12 protein-coding genes are annotated in these 14,170 nt (G+C 55.4%); 9 read left to right on the forward strand and 3 right to left on the reverse strand.

Going from position 1 to position 14,170, the window contains the following annotated elements:
• The first annotated feature begins 6 nt into the window (after positions 1–6).
• Entirely contained in the window at positions 7–1,647 is a 1,641-nt protein-coding gene (gene flgK / locus FZF21_RS08350; protein WP_017384731.1) for a flagellar hook-associated protein FlgK, read from the forward strand.
• A 16-nt stretch (positions 1,648–1,663) separates the two neighbouring features.
• On the forward strand, positions 1,664–2,617 hold the full coding sequence (gene flgL, locus FZF21_RS08355; protein WP_017384730.1) for a flagellar hook-associated protein FlgL: 954 nt from the start codon (positions 1,664–1,666) through the stop codon (positions 2,615–2,617).
• Between the two features lie 75 nt (positions 2,618–2,692).
• Here the strand turns inward: flgL and FZF21_RS08360 are convergent, their stop codons facing one another.
• Positions 2,693–3,904, reverse strand: coding sequence for an MFS transporter (locus tag FZF21_RS08360; RefSeq protein ID WP_063945807.1), 1,212 nt, complete (start codon positions 3,902–3,904; stop codon positions 2,693–2,695).
• A 94-nt stretch (positions 3,905–3,998) separates the two neighbouring features.
• On the opposite strand from FZF21_RS08360, the gene FZF21_RS08365 reads away from it, so the two are divergent.
• Positions 3,999–4,952, forward strand: coding sequence for a LysR family transcriptional regulator (locus FZF21_RS08365; RefSeq protein WP_032671510.1), 954 nt, complete (start codon positions 3,999–4,001; stop codon positions 4,950–4,952).
• A 40-nt stretch (positions 4,953–4,992) separates the two neighbouring features.
• Here FZF21_RS08365 and rne read toward each other — a convergent pair whose 3' ends face one another.
• Entirely contained in the window at positions 4,993–8,109 is a 3,117-nt protein-coding gene (gene rne / locus FZF21_RS08370) for a ribonuclease E (RefSeq protein WP_045347281.1), read from the reverse strand.
• A 570-nt stretch (positions 8,110–8,679) separates the two neighbouring features.
• Between rne and rluC the strand changes: the two genes are divergently transcribed.
• Positions 8,680–9,627 carry a 23S rRNA pseudouridine(955/2504/2580) synthase RluC gene (rluC, locus tag FZF21_RS08375; protein WP_003857970.1) on the forward strand — a complete coding sequence of 316 codons (948 nt, stop codon included), beginning with the start codon at positions 8,680–8,682 and terminating at the stop codon, positions 9,625–9,627.
• 77 nt (positions 9,628–9,704) lie between these two features.
• Here rluC and FZF21_RS08380 read toward each other — a convergent pair whose 3' ends face one another.
• Positions 9,705–10,289, reverse strand: coding sequence for a nucleoside triphosphate pyrophosphatase (locus FZF21_RS08380; RefSeq protein ID WP_032653209.1), 585 nt, complete (start codon positions 10,287–10,289; stop codon positions 9,705–9,707).
• Positions 10,290–10,429: 140 nt separating this feature from the next.
• Between FZF21_RS08380 and yceD the strand changes: the two genes are divergently transcribed.
• The 5 genes from yceD (at position 10,430) to fabD (ending at position 14,162) form a co-directional block, all read left to right on the forward strand.
• Positions 10,430–10,951, forward strand: a complete 522-nt coding sequence (gene yceD, locus FZF21_RS08385; RefSeq protein WP_003857966.1) for a 23S rRNA accumulation protein YceD — start codon at positions 10,430–10,432, stop codon at positions 10,949–10,951.
• A 16-nt stretch (positions 10,952–10,967) separates the two neighbouring features.
• Positions 10,968–11,141 (forward strand): 50S ribosomal protein L32, encoded by a 174-nt coding sequence (rpmF, locus tag FZF21_RS08390; protein WP_003857964.1) that lies wholly within the window; start codon positions 10,968–10,970, stop codon positions 11,139–11,141.
• Positions 11,142–11,222: 81 nt separating this feature from the next.
• Positions 11,223–12,257 (forward strand): phosphate acyltransferase PlsX, encoded by a 1,035-nt coding sequence (gene plsX / locus FZF21_RS08395; protein WP_202816776.1) that lies wholly within the window; start codon positions 11,223–11,225, stop codon positions 12,255–12,257.
• Positions 12,258–12,263: 6 nt separating this feature from the next.
• Complete coding sequence (locus FZF21_RS08400; protein ID WP_045338050.1) at positions 12,264–13,217, forward strand: beta-ketoacyl-ACP synthase III; 954 nt, start codon at positions 12,264–12,266, stop codon at positions 13,215–13,217.
• A gap of 15 nt (positions 13,218–13,232) precedes the next feature.
• A complete protein-coding gene (fabD, locus tag FZF21_RS08405) occupies positions 13,233–14,162 on the forward strand; it encodes an ACP S-malonyltransferase (protein WP_015570824.1) in 930 nt (309 codons plus the stop codon).
• Positions 14,163–14,170: the final 8 nt, after the last annotated feature.

The following is a 14,170-nucleotide window of genomic DNA, read 5'->3' on the forward strand; positions in this document are numbered from 1 at the left end:
ACCCCCATGTCCAGTTTGATTAACAGCGCCATGAGTGGCCTCAGTGCTGCGCAGTCGGCACTCAATACCGTCAGTAATAATATTTCAAGCTACAACGTGGCAGGTTATACCCGCCAGACCACCATTCTGGGGGCATCAAACAGCACCCTGACCGGCGGTGGCTGGGTGGGTAACGGGGTCTATGTCTCCGGTGTTCAGCGTGAATATGATGCGTTTATCACCAACCAGCTGCGCGCGGCGCAGAACCAGAGCAGTGGGCTGACCACGCGCTACCAGCAGATGTCAAAAATTGACGACGTGCTTTCTGATACCACGAACTCGCTTTCTGCCAACCTCCAGGATTTCTTTAAAAGCCTGCAAACGCTGGTGAGTAACGCAGAAGATCCGGCTGCTCGCCAGACGGTACTCGGGAAGGCGGATGGTCTGGTAAACCAGTTTAAAACCAACGATCAATATCTCCGCGATCAGGATGCGCAGGTCAATACGGCGATTTCTACCAGCGTCGATCAGATCAATAACTACGCGAAACAGATTGCCAATCTTAACGATCAGATCTCCCGGCTGACTGGCGTCGGTGCGGGCGCATCCCCGAATGAACTGCTCGATCAGCGCGATCAGCTGGTGAGTGAACTGAACAAGATTGTCGGTGTGGACGTCACCGTACAGGACAGCGGCACCTACAACATCTCTATCGCCAACGGTTACACCCTGGTACAGGGCAGCAACGCCAGCCAGCTGGCGGCGGTGAAATCCAGTGCGGACCCAGCGCGTACAACAATTGCGTATGTGGATACCGCAGCGGGCAACGTGGAGATCTCAGAAAAACAGATCACCACGGGGTCGCTTGGGGGGCTGTTAACGTTCCGTTCTCAGGATCTGGATCAGGCGCGAAACACCCTTAACCAGATGGCGCTGGCGTTTGCGGATGCCATGAATACCCAGCACCAGGCTGGCTTTGATGCCAACGGGGATGCAGGCGGCAAGCTGTTTGATTTTGGCTCTCCGGCAGTGCTGAGTAACGGTAAAAACACCGGAAGCGCGTCCGTTACGGCCACGATGACGGACAGTACAAAGGTTCAGGCGACAAACTATAAAGTTGAGTACAACGGTACTGACTGGACAATCACGCGTCTGTCGGACAATACCAGCTTCACGGCCAAGCCTGACGCCAGCGGTAATCTGTCGTTTGATGGTCTCAACGTTAAGATTAGCGGCTCAGCCGATAATAAAGACAGTTTCATCGTCAAACCGGTGAATGACGTCATTGTGAATATGGACGTAGCGATCAGCGACGAATCCAAACTGGCGATGGCCTCCGCGAAAGGAAGCGGCGAAAGCGACAATACCAATGGCCAGAAGCTGCTGGATTTACAGAGCGCCAAATTGGTGGGAGGGAACAAAACCTTTAACGATGCTTATGCCGCGCTGGTCAGTACGGTGGGCAGCACCACGGCGTCGCTGAAAACCAGCAGCGAAACCAAAGTTAACGTGGTGACGCAGCTGACCAAACAACAGCAGTCAATCTCCGGGGTTAACCTGGATGAAGAGTATGGCAACCTGCAACGCTATCAGCAGTACTATTTGGCGAATGCGCAGGTGCTGCAAACGGCGAGCACGCTGTTTGATGCATTGATCAATATCCGCTAAGGCTGAGGCATAAAAAATGCGTATTAGTACTCAAATGATGTATGAGCAAAGCATGCGCGGCGTGACGAACTCCCAAAGTCTCTGGCTCAGCTACGGCGAGCAGATGTCTACGGGGAAGCGTATCAACCGTCCGTCTGACGATCCGATTGCCGCCTCGCAGGCCGTTGTGCTCTCTCAGGCTCAAACGCAAAACAGCCAGTATGCGCTGGCACGCTCCTTCGCTACGACGAAAGTCTCGCTGGAAGAGAACGTGTTATCGCAAGTGACAACCGCCATCCAGGCTGCTCAGGAAAAGATTGTCAATGCGGGCAACGGTACGTTAAGTGACGATGACCGCGCTTCGCTGGCCACGAACCTGCAAGGTATTCGCGATCAGCTCATGAACCTGGCTAACAGCACGGACGGTAACGGTCGCTATATTTTTTCCGGTTACAAGACCGAAGCGGCGGCTTTCGACCAGGCGACGGGTGATTATAAGGGCGGCGGAACGCCAATCAGCCAGCAGGTTGACTCCGCGCGCACGATGCAAATTAGCCATACGGGCACTGAAGTTTTCGATAGCTTCACCAGCAATGCAAAGCCAGAGCCAGATGGTAGTGCGCCGGAAACGAATTTGTTCAAGATCCTCGACTCCGCAATTGAAGCGTTGAATACGCCGATTGGGGAGGACGAAACGAAAGCCGAGGCGTTTACGGCGGCTATTGATAAAGCCAACCGTGGCCTGAGCAACTCCCTCAACAACGTGCTGACCGTGCGCGCCGACCTCGGCATCAAGCTGGATGAGCTGGGCAAGCTGGACGCTCTGGGTGAAGACCGCGCGCTGGGTCAGACGCAGCAGATGAGTAACCTGGTTGACGTGGACTGGAACTCGGTGATTTCGTCCTACACCATGCAGCAGGCGGCGTTGCAGGCCTCGTATAAAGCCTTTAGCGATATGCAGGGTATGTCTTTGTTCCAGATGAACAAATAAGACTCTGACCTGTTTGACATGTCTTGAAACTGGGCATGTTTTGACTGCCCAACCCGTCCGGGTTGGGCATTTTTTTTACACACGTTCTGCCTGTGCGGACAGCACCCGGGTGCTTTCAATCACTCTGATAGCCAGCGCAATGGCACCACACAGGGTTGCCAGAGCCACCACGCCAGACCAGCCTGCCAGCGTATAGATATTGCTGCCTAATGCCGAACCCAGCGCCATTCCGATGAAAATGACGGTAAACAGCAGGGCGTTCAGGCGTCCGCGGGCCTGCGGCTCAAGGCTGTAGACCAGGTTCTGGTGGGCCACGAGGCTGGACTGCAAGCCGAGATCGAAACCGACCGCTGAGAGGGCAATCAGGATCAACTGACCGTGTACACCCAGTGCCGGCATCAGGAACATCAGGGCAAACGAGAGGGTCACCAGCGCGGCACCCAACTGGGTCACTTTACCGGCGCCCAGCTTATCGGCAAGACCACCCGCCAGCGGTGCGGCCAGCGCGCCAGCGGCTCCGGCAATACCAAATCCACCCGCTATGGCACTGCCAAGGTGATACCGTTCCAGCAGCATGACCGCCAGCGTTGACCAGAATGCGCTAAAGGCAATCGACAGAAAACCCTGAGCCAGCGCCGCGCGACGCAGTGCCGGGTAACGACGCCACAGGTGCTCCATGGAACGCATCAGCGCGGGATAGCTCAGCGTGGAGTGAATAGCAAAACGTGGGAGTACGGCCCACATCACCGCGCCGACAAAGGCAATGCTTGCAGCAGCCAGCTGATACATCACCCGCCAGCCAAAGGCCTCACCCACCACGCCGCTCACGGTTCTGGAGAGCAAAATCCCCAGCAGCAGGCCGGTCATCACCGTGCCGACCGTTTTTCCCTGTTTGCCTTCCGGCGCGAGGATCGCTGCGGCCGGGACAATATCCTGCGCCATGGTGGCGGCCATGCCAATCAGCAGGCTGGTGAGCAGCAGGGAGTGCAGTTGTCCGGTCAGGCTACAACCCAGCAGGAACAGCGCCAGAGCCGCACTTTTTATCAGGATCAGCGTTCTGCGGTCATGACGATCGCCGAGCGGGAGCAGAAACAGGATGCCCAGGGCATAACCCGCCTGGGTGAGCGTCGGGACCATGCCCATGCCTTCGATGCTCAGATGCAGGTCTGAGCCCATCAGCGGCAGCAGAGGCTGGGCATAATAGATGGATGCCACGCTAAAGCCCGCACCGAGCGCCAGCATTAAGATTACCCAGCGGCTTACGGCCCGGGTGGTGGTTGTGTTCATAAGATGTTCCTCATTCGTCGTGTGCGGCTATTTTTTATCAGTACGCCTTGCGACGGTAGCGGGCGCGGTGGTAAAACGCTTATACGTGTGGCGTATGGGTAAAAATGGTATGAAAAGGTCTGAGCGTATAGATCGGGTAGAACTGATGCGAACGTTTGTTCGCATTGTGGAGGCGGGGTCTCTTTCTGCGGCGGCACGTCAGCTGGCAACAACCCAGGCCACGGTGAGCCGACGGTTGCAGTCGCTTGAGACCATGCTGGGAGTACGCCTGATGCTGCGCACAACCCATACGACCCGGCTGACCGATGACGGCGAACGCTGCTATCAGCATGCCCGACGGGTGATTGACAGCTGGCTGGCGCTGGAAGACGAGGTAGGGCAGACGGAAGATGAACCGGTTGGGGTGCTGAGGGTGCGCGCCCCGCACGCGTTTGGCCAGGATCAGCTTCTGAAACCGTTAACCGAATTTTTACAGCGCTATCCCCAGCTTTCTGTAGAGTGGATGCTCAACGATCGCTCGGTTGATTTCCTCGGCGACAACCTTGACTGTGCTATTCGGGTGGGTGTGGAAGTCGATCCGGCAACCGTGTCCGTGCTGCTGGCTGAAGTGCCGCGCTCGGTGGTGGCTTCACCGGAATTACTGGCCCGTTATCCCGCGGTTAAAACGCCGGAAGATTTGCAGCAGCTTCCCTGGATTGCCATCAGCTCTTTTTATCAACGCCATGTGGAGCTTTTCCACGATGCATCATCTGCCCCGGCGCGGGTTACCATTACGCCACGCCTGAGTACCGACAGCCTGTATGTGGCGCGCAATACGGCACTCACCGGGCTGGGCGTGGCGGTGGTATCCAGCTGGACAGTACAGGATGATATTCAGGAAGGAAGACTGGTGCATCTACTGCCAGAGTGGCAGCCGGCAGCGTTACCGGTACATCTGGTTTACCCCTGGTCTCGTTATTATCCGGCGCGCTTGCGGCGTTTTCTGGAGCTGATGCGGCAGATAATGCCGGAGGTCACCGGAATGAGAAAGCCCCTGCAACAGCCATAAAAAAGCCGACCCGAAGGTCGGCTTTCAGTCTTAGCGTGCGTTATTCAACAGGCTGAGGACGAGTAGCTGGCGCAGTAGCCATGTGCGTTGCACTGTGACCACCGGCAGCACCTTTGCCTTCGAAGTTGAATGCCGGACGAACCCAGTCGCTATGGCGTGGCGCTTCAGGTACATACTCAGGTGCCGGGGCGCGAGTCATCGGCGCGGTAGCAACGTGAGCAGGTGCTGGAGCGGCAACGACCTCAACCGGCTCGGATTTCACTTCAGCCTCTTTGACCTCTTCGACAACAGGCTCAACCTGAATCTCGACGTCCTGAACAACCTCTTCCGTCACCGTTTCGACGGTAACGTCTGCGGGTTCTTCTGCTGCGGAGACCGGCTCAGCTTCCTCCGCGACTTCTTCAGCCACCACGGTATCTTCTTCGGCAATGATCTGCGGAGCGGCATCAACCGGCGCAGCAATGACTTCAGGATGGGTCGTTTCCACTTCCACAGCCTGCGGTGCCACCGTGTCAACAACTTGCGGTTCAACCACGGTTGCCGCTTCAGTCACGACGTCTTCCACCGCTGCTACCGGTGCAATCACCCCTTCGGTCACAGCCTGTTCTTCAACAGCCTGCTCCGGGCGAGCAACCGGATAACGGATCCAGACTTTACCGGATGCCATCTCAGGTGAGGCGCACGCCACAGTCAGCGGCATTGGCGACTGAGTCGGGTAACGCTCGTCACGGTAGCGACGACGACGCTGGCCGCTCACGCGCAGGTGACGCGGAGAACGACGGGAGCGACGCGGCATACCTGCGTTGTCACGGTTTTCGCTGCTTTCGTCCTGCTCAACCTGATTTTCCACTACGGCTGGCAGGTCAACTTTTGCAACCTGGGTACCCGTTGTGCTTTCTGCTGTTTCAACCGCGATAACGTCGTTTTCTTCCGTCTGAACAGCACCCACACGTACTTTCTGGGTCAGCTGACGCTGCTTACGACGCGGCATAACCTGAGTACGCTCTTCCTGCTCCGTGTCCTGCTGTTCAACAGGCGCTTCGCGGTTCAGGTTTTTGACTTCCTGCTGGGCCTGGCGTTTCTCGTCGTTACGACGACGGTTACGCTCGCGGCGAGGTTGCTGCTCGTCACGCTGTTTGCTCTTCTCGGACTCATCGCCCGCCTGCTGGCGAATCTCACGATCTTCAACGTTCTGCTGTTGCTTCTCGCGACGGTTGCGACGGTTGTCCTCGCGTTGTTCACGACCTTCGTTGTTCTCGGAACGATTATCACGGCGCTCGTTACGATCGCTACGGTCGTTGCGGTCATTACGATCGCGACGATTGTTCTGACGCTTACGACGGTCCTGCTGACGCTCTGGTTTCGCTTCTTTTGGCGCTTCTTTCGGCTGCTCAGGCTGAACTTCTTCGCCAGCAAACATTTTTTTCAACGCGCCGAAGATGCGGCTCAGGAGACCCGGCTGCTCAGGCTGCGCTTTTGGCGCGGCAGGGGCCGCCTTTTGCACGGCAGGTTTTGCCGCTGGTTTTTCCAGCGTCGCTTCCGGCGGGGCTTCCGGCATGATGAAGGTTGCTAATGCAGGCTGCTCAGGCAGTTTACGCTCGGCAGGCTCTTCATCCGATGGCAGCGCCATTTCTTCTTCATGCAGCTTCGGTAGCAGGTAGCTGAGGGTGCTTGTCTCTTCGCCTTTACGCACGCGCAGCACGTGATAGTGCGGGGTTTGCATCTCGTCGTTTGGCACGATGATGCAGCGAACACCGCCCTGACGCGCTTCAATTGCGCTTACCGCTGCACGTTTTTCGTTCAGCAGGTAGGAGGCAATCGGCACCGGAACGATGGCGTGAACCTCTTTGGTGTTCTCTTTCAGCGCTTCTTCTTCAATCAGACGCAGAATAGAGAGGGAGAGCGATTCATTGTCACGCACGGTACCCGTACCGGAACAGCGCGGGCAGACGTGATGGCTGGACTCGCCGAGTGACGGGCTCAGACGCTGACGGGACATTTCCAGCAGGCCGAAGCGCGAGATATGGCTAATCTGGATACGTGCGCGATCCTGGCGCACCGCTTCACGCAGACGGTTTTCAACCGCACGCTGATGGCGAACCGGGGTCATGTCGATGAAGTCGATAACAATCAGACCACCCAGGTCGCGCAGGCGGAGCTGGCGGGCGATTTCATCAGCGGCTTCAAGGTTGGTGTTGAAGGCGGTCTCTTCGATGTCGCCGCCACGGGTTGCACGCGCGGAGTTGATGTCGATAGCGGTCAGCGCTTCGGTGGTATCAATTACGATAGAACCGCCGGACGGCAGACGCACTTCACGCTGGAAGGCAGACTCGATCTGGGATTCAATCTGATAGTGGCTGAACAGCGGGATTTCACCGGTGTACAGTTTAATTTTGCTGGTGAAATCCGGGCGACCCAGCGCGGCGATGTGCTGGCGAGCCAGCTCAAGCACTTTCGGGTTATCAATCAGAATTTCACCGATGTCCTGACGTAGATAATCACGGAAGGCACGCACAATAACGTTGCTTTCCTGGTGGATCAGGAACGGAGCAGGACGGCTCTCAGCCGCTTTCTTGATGGCTTCCCAGTGCTTCAGACGGAAGCTCAGGTCCCACTGCAACGCTTCGGCAGATTTGCCGACGCCTGCGGTGCGCACGATAAGGCCCATGCCGTCTGGCAGCTCGAGACTTGCCAGCGCTTCTTTCAGCTCGGTACGGTCATCGCCTTCGATACGGCGAGAGATGCCACCCGCACGCGGGTTGTTTGGCATCAATACCAGATAGCTTCCTGCCAGGCTGATAAAGGTGGTCAGTGCGGCACCTTTGTTGCCACGCTCTTCTTTATCGATCTGGACGATAACTTCCTGACCTTCACGCAGAACATCTTTAATGTTCGGACGGCCATGGGAGTTGTAGTTTGCAGGAAAATATTCGCGGGCGATTTCTTTGAGAGGAAGGAAACCGTGACGCTCAGCACCGTAATCGACAAATGCAGCTTCAAGGCTTGGTTCAATGCGGGTGATTTTGCCTTTGTAAATGTTCGCTTTTTTCTGTTCGTGTCCAGGACTTTCGATATCCAGATCGTACAGGCGCTGCCCATCCACAAGGGCGACACGCAACTCTTCTTGCTGAGTTGCGTTGATTAACATTCTTTTCATCGTAACTTACTCGTTATTCTTACATTGACGACAAAGCTGCGGGCAAGGTGACGCTTTCCGGGGTATGAACCGATGGCCTCGTGTCTATTCACGTCGCCAACCTCACGGTTGTCGCTCGCTTAAGAGGCGCAGAGTGTCGGTTGCCTGTGTTTCATACGGAAACACAGCGCAATTATCAGGGGAATTGCCTGGGAAAACTCTCCAGAGAACAATCCTTATACCGGGAAGTACTGCAACCCGCAGCCCGCTAACTGCCTGAAAGATCAATACGTCTTACGCCATTGCTGCGTGGATGATCGGTCAGACAAAATTGGTCATTCCGTCGACATCCTTACAAAACCCGGATTTAACGCGGAAAACGGATTCATTATTCCACTGCTCGCCGGGTTATAGCAAGATGACTTTTACCAATTATCACCCGGTTACTCACAGTTTCTTCACTTCAACGGGGTGATTGGTTTAATAACCACCAAATCGATTGCGCGAAAGGGGAGTGGTCCGGATAAAAGTAAATATAAGCATAGAAAAATGAGTGGCGCTAATGTCTGACGCTATTTAGAATCGCCAACCATGAAAACAGAGACTCCAGCCGTAAAAATGGTTGCCATCGCCGACGACGAGGCGGGGCAACGTATCGATAATTTTTTGCGCACCCAGTTGAAGGGCGTGCCAAAAAGTATGATTTATCGCATCTTGCGTAAGGGCGAGGTGCGGGTGAACAAAAAACGCGTGAAGCCAGAGTATAAGCTCGAGGCGGGCGATGAAGTCCGGATTCCACCGGTACGTGTTGCAGAGCGTGAAGAAGAGGTCGTTTCTCCGAAGCTGCAAAAAGTCGCGGCCCTGAGCGACGTTATCCTTTATGAGGACGACCACATTCTGGTGCTGAATAAACCGTCCGGAACGGCGGTACACGGGGGGAGCGGTCTGAGCTTCGGCGTGATTGAAGGGTTACGCGCGCTGCGCCCGGAAGCGCGTTTCCTCGAACTGGTTCACCGTCTTGACCGCGATACCTCTGGCGTGCTGCTGGTGGCGAAAAAACGTTCTGCGCTGCGTTCTTTGCACGAGCAACTTCGTGAAAAAGGGATGCAGAAAGATTACCTGGCGCTGGTTCGCGGCCAGTGGCAGTCCCACGTGAAAGTGGTGCAGGCGCCGCTGCTGAAAAATATTCTGCAAAGCGGCGAGCGCATTGTTCGTGTTAATCAGGAAGGGAAACCGTCTGAGACGCGCTTTAAAGTTGAAGAGCGCTACGAATTCGCCACGCTGGTGCGCTGTAGTCCGGTGACGGGGCGTACCCACCAGATTCGCGTCCATACCCAGTTTGCGGGCCATCCGATTGCGTTTGATGACCGCTATGGCGATCGCGAATTTGATAAGCAGCTGGCGGGAACAGGGCTGTCGCGTCTGTTCCTGCACGCGGCAGCGCTGAAATTTACCCATCCTAATACCGGCGAAGTTATCCGTATTGAAGCGCCGCTGGATGAGCAGCTCAAACGCTGTCTGAAAGTTCTGCGCGGCTGATTTTGTGCCGGGTGGCGCTGCGCTTACCCGGCCAACATGTTTTTCTCCCTCTCCCTGTGAGCATCAGGCCGCAACGGTCACATCGTCAGCGGATTACACTCTTCTCGCCTTAACATCTGGCACAGTGCAATCAGCGGCAACCCCACCAGCGTGTTGGGATCGCGGCCATCGAGCTTGTCGAACAACGCAATCCCTAGTCCTTCACTTTTAAAGCTCCCTGCACAGTTTAGCGGACGTTCCCGACGCACATAATCCATAATCTCCTGCTCGCTAAGATGACGGAAGTGGACATCAAACGGCTCGCATTCGGTTTGCAGATGACCGGAGGCAGAATTATAAAGCGCCAGGCCCGTATAAAAGGTCACGATACTGCCCCGCGCACGCAAAAGCTGCTGGCAGGCGTTTTCTTCCGTATGCGGTTTGCCGGTGATTTCGCCGTCCAGCACACAAACCTGATCGGATCCTATAATCAGATGAGCGGGGTAACGGACGGCCAGCGACTGTGCTTTCTCTTTCGCGAGACGGGTCACCAGATGACGCGGTGACTCGCCCGGCTGTGGTGTCTCATCCACTTCCGGCGCAGCGCATTCAAACGGGATCCCGAGCTTTTCCAGCAGCATTCGGCGATAAGGTGAAGTGGAAGCAAGGACGAGATTTGGCATATTTTTATCACCAGATATAGCGTATCGATGCCAGCCATTTTAAACTACAGGCCGCAATGTGTGCGAATAATTGGCAAAAGGCAGCTCTGGTTGCCTTTTTCTTTGACTCTATGACGTTACAAAGTTAATATGCGCGCCCTATGCAAAAGGTAAAATTACCCCTGACTCTTGATCCGGTTCGTACGGCTCAAAAACGCCTCGATTACGAAGGAATCTATTCTTCCGATCAGGCTGAGCGTATTGCCGAATCTGTAGTCAGTGTGGACAGTGATGTAGAATGCTCCATGTCGTTCGCTATCGACAACCAGCGCCTCGCCGTGTTAACCGGTGATGCAAAGGTGACGGTAACGCTCGAATGTCAGCGTTGCGGGAAACCGTTTGTACAGCATGTTCACACAACGTATTGTTTTAGTCCGGTTCGTTCTGACGAACAGGCTGAAGCACTCCCGGAAGCGTATGAGCCGATTGAGGTTAACGAATTCGGTGAAATCGATCTTCTGGCGCTGGTTGAAGATGAAGTCATCCTCTCCCTGCCAGTCGTTCCGGTGCATGATTCTGAACACTGTGAAGTGTCCGAGGCGGACATGGTCTTTGGGGAACTGCCTGATGAAGCGCAAAAACCAAACCCATTTGCCGTATTAGCCAGCTTAAAGCGTAAGTAATTGAGGAGTAAGGTCCATGGCCGTACAACAGAATAAACCAACCCGTTCCAAACGTGGCATGCGTCGTTCCCATGACGCGCTGACCGCAGTTACCAGCCTGTCTGTAGACAAGACTTCTGGTGAGAAACACCTGCGTCACCACATCACCGCTGACGGTTTCTACCGCGGCCGCAAGGTTATCACTAAGTAATCACGCGTCAGCGTGATTAGGCTTAGTGAGGAACTTCCCCGTGCAAACGGGGAGTTTACCGAACCAGGCTGCGACGATACCTTGACACGTCTAACCCTGGCGTTAGATGTCATGGGGGGAGATTTTGGCCCTACCGTGACAGTGCCTGCAGCATTGCAGGCACTGAATTCTAATTCGCAACTCACACTTCTTTTAGTCGGTAGTCCCGACACAATCACGCCATTACTTGCAAAAGCTGACTTTGAACAACGTTCGCGTCTGCAGATTATTCCTGCGCAGTCAGTTATTGCCAGTGATGCCCGGCCATCGCAGGCTATTCGTAATAGCCGCGGCAGCTCTATGCGAATGGCGCTGGAGCTGGTGAAAGAAGGGCGAGCGCAGGCTTGCGTCAGCGCGGGAAATACTGGCGCGCTGATGGGGCTGTCGAAATTATTGCTCAAGCCGATTGAGGGCATTGAGCGTCCGGCGCTGGTGACGGTATTACCGCATCAGCAGAAGGGCAAAACGGTGGTGCTGGATCTGGGCGCTAACGTGGATTGTGATAGTACAATGCTGGCTCAGTTTGCCGTTATGGGGTCGGTGCTGGCTGAAGACGTGGTCGGGATTAACAATCCCCGCGTTGCTTTACTGAATATTGGTGAAGAAGAGACTAAAGGCCTGGACAGTATCCGCGACGCTGCGGAAATACTCAAACAGGTCCCCTCCATCAACTATATTGGTTATCTCGAAGCCAATGAGTTGCTGACGGGCAAAACGGATGTATTAGTGTGTGATGGCTTCACCGGAAACGTGACGTTGAAGACCATGGAAGGGGTCGTACGAATGTTCCTTTCTCTGCTGAAATCGCAGGGAGAAGGTAAAAAAAGGTCCTGGTGGCTGATTTTATTAAAGCGTTGGTTACAAAAAAGCCTGACGCGGCGATTCAGTCACCTCAACCCCGACCAGTATAATGGCGCCTGTCTGTTAGGATTGCGCGGCATCGTGATTAAGAGTCATGGCGCCGCCAATCAGCGAGCATTTACCGTCGCGATTGAACAGGCAGTGCAGGCGGTGCAGCGACAAGTCCCTCAGAGGATTGCCGCTCGCCTGGGATCTGTATTAGCTAAAAGTGACTGAGCGTACATGTATACGAAGATTTTAGGTACCGGCAGCTACCTGCCAAAACAAGTGCGTACCAACGCCGATCTTGAAAAAATGGTAGATACGTCTGACGAGTGGATTGTCACGCGCACAGGTATCCGTGAACGTCGTATCGCCGCGCCAGACGAAACTGTGTCCTCCATGGGCTACGAAGCCGCTCAGCGAGCGCTTGAGATGGCTGGCATTGATAAAGAACAGATCGGGCTTATTGTGGTGGCGACAACCTCTGCCACGCATGCCTTCCCAAGCGCAGCGTGCCAGGTGCAGAACATGCTCGGCATCAAAGGCTGCCCGGCATTTGATGTTGCAGCAGCGTGCGCGGGTTTCACCTATGCGCTGAGCATCGCCGATCAGTATGTAAAATCGGGCGCCGTAAAATATGCGCTGGTGATCGGCGCTGATGTGCTGGCGCGTACCTGCGATCCGACCGATCGCGGCACGATCATTATTTTTGGCGATGGCGCGGGTGCGGTGCTGCTGGGGCAGTCCGAAGAGCCGGGCATCATCTCCACGCACCTGCATGCCGATGGCCGCTACGGCGAGCTGTTAACGCTGCCTAACGCCGATCGCGTTAATCCGGACAGTTCGATTTACCTGACAATGGCAGGTAACGAAGTGTTTAAAGTGGCCGTGACTGAACTGGCTCACATCGTTGATGAGACGCTGGAAGCGAACAATCTGGACCGCGCCGCACTCGACTGGCTGGTACCGCATCAGGCGAACCTGCGTATCATCAGCGCGACGGCGAAGAAGCTGGGCATGTCTATGGATAACGTTGTGGTGACGCTTGATCGCCACGGCAACACCTCTGCGGCATCGGTACCGTGCGCATTTGACGAAGCGGTACGCGATGGACGAATTAAACGGGGCCAACTGGTCTTGCTTGAAGCCTTTGGTGGCGGGTTCACCTGGGGTTCCGCGCTGGTTCGTTTCTAGGATAAGGATTAAAAAATGACGCAATTTGCTTTTGTGTTCCCGGGACAGGGCTCGCAAACTGTTGGGATGTTGTCTGAAATGGCAGCAAACTATCCGGTTATTGAAGAGACTTTCCGTGAAGCCTCTGACGCGCTGGGTTATGATCTGTGGGCGCTGACCCAACAGGGCCCCGCTGAAGAGCTGAACAAAACCTGGCAGACTCAACCGGCACTGCTGGCAGCCTCCGTCGCATTGTGGCGCGTATGGCAGCAGCAGGGCGGCAAAGCGCCGACGCTGATGGCGGGTCATAGCCTGGGTGAATACTCTGCGCTGGTCTGCGCAGGGGTGATTGCCTTCGCTGACGCGGTACGCCTGGTTGAATTGCGTGGTAAATTCATGCAGGAAGCGGTGCCAGAGGGCACGGGCGGCATGTCTGCCATCATCGGTCTGGATGATGCTTCTATCGCTAAAGCCTGTGAAGAATCTGCTGAAGGTCAGGTCGTTTCTCCGGTAAACTTTAACTCGCCAGGCCAGGTGGTTATCGCGGGTCATAAAGAAGCGGTTGAGCGTGCAGGCGCTGCCTGTAAAGCTGCGGGCGCAAAACGTGCACTGCCCCTGCCGGTGAGCGTACCGTCTCACTGCGCGCTGATGAAGCCCGCTGCCGATAAGCTGGCGGTTGAGCTGGAAAAAATGACCTTTAACGCACCGACGATTTCCGTTGTGAATAACGTCGATGTGCAGTGCGAAACCGCGCCGGAGGCTATCCGTAACGCGCTGGTTCGCCAGCTCTACAGCCCGGTTCAGTGGACTAAAACCGTTGAATTTATGGCGTCTCAGGGCGTTGAACATCTGTATGAAGTTGGTCCAGGTAAGGTACTTACCGGTCTGACAAAACGTATTGTAGACACCCTGACTGCCTCGGCGATTAACGAGCCGGAAGCCATGAAAGCGGCACTCTCGCAATAAAAGAGGAA

Source organism: Enterobacter sp. LU1, assembly GCF_008271405.2.
Classification (GTDB): domain Bacteria; phylum Pseudomonadota; class Gammaproteobacteria; order Enterobacterales; family Enterobacteriaceae; genus Enterobacter; species Enterobacter hormaechei_C.

Bases quoted from the DNA above. Each gene is read 5' to 3' on its own strand.
- flgL (WP_017384730.1), top strand. From the start codon at position 1,664: ATGCGTATTAGTACTCAAATGATGTATGAGCAAAGCATGCGCGGCGTG.
- rluC (WP_003857970.1), top strand. From the start codon at position 8,680: ATGAAAACAGAGACTCCAGCCGTAAAAATGGTTGCCATCGCCGACGAC.
- yceD (WP_003857966.1), top strand. From the start codon at position 10,430: ATGCAAAAGGTAAAATTACCCCTGACTCTTGATCCGGTTCGTACGGCT.
- FZF21_RS08365 (WP_032671510.1), top strand. From the start codon at position 3,999: ATGGGTAAAAATGGTATGAAAAGGTCTGAGCGTATAGATCGGGTAGAA.
- FZF21_RS08400 (WP_045338050.1), top strand. From the start codon at position 12,264: ATGTATACGAAGATTTTAGGTACCGGCAGCTACCTGCCAAAACAAGTG.
- FZF21_RS08360 (WP_063945807.1), bottom strand. From the start codon at position 3,904: ATGAACACAACCACCACCCGGGCCGTAAGCCGCTGGGTAATCTTAATG.
- fabD (WP_015570824.1), top strand. From the start codon at position 13,233: ATGACGCAATTTGCTTTTGTGTTCCCGGGACAGGGCTCGCAAACTGTT.
- FZF21_RS08380 (WP_032653209.1), bottom strand. From the start codon at position 10,289: ATGCCAAATCTCGTCCTTGCTTCCACTTCACCTTATCGCCGAATGCTG.
- flgK (WP_017384731.1), top strand. From the start codon at position 7: ATGTCCAGTTTGATTAACAGCGCCATGAGTGGCCTCAGTGCTGCGCAG.
- rne (WP_045347281.1), bottom strand. From the start codon at position 8,109: ATGAAAAGAATGTTAATCAACGCAACTCAGCAAGAAGAGTTGCGTGTC.
- rpmF (WP_003857964.1), top strand. From the start codon at position 10,968: ATGGCCGTACAACAGAATAAACCAACCCGTTCCAAACGTGGCATGCGT.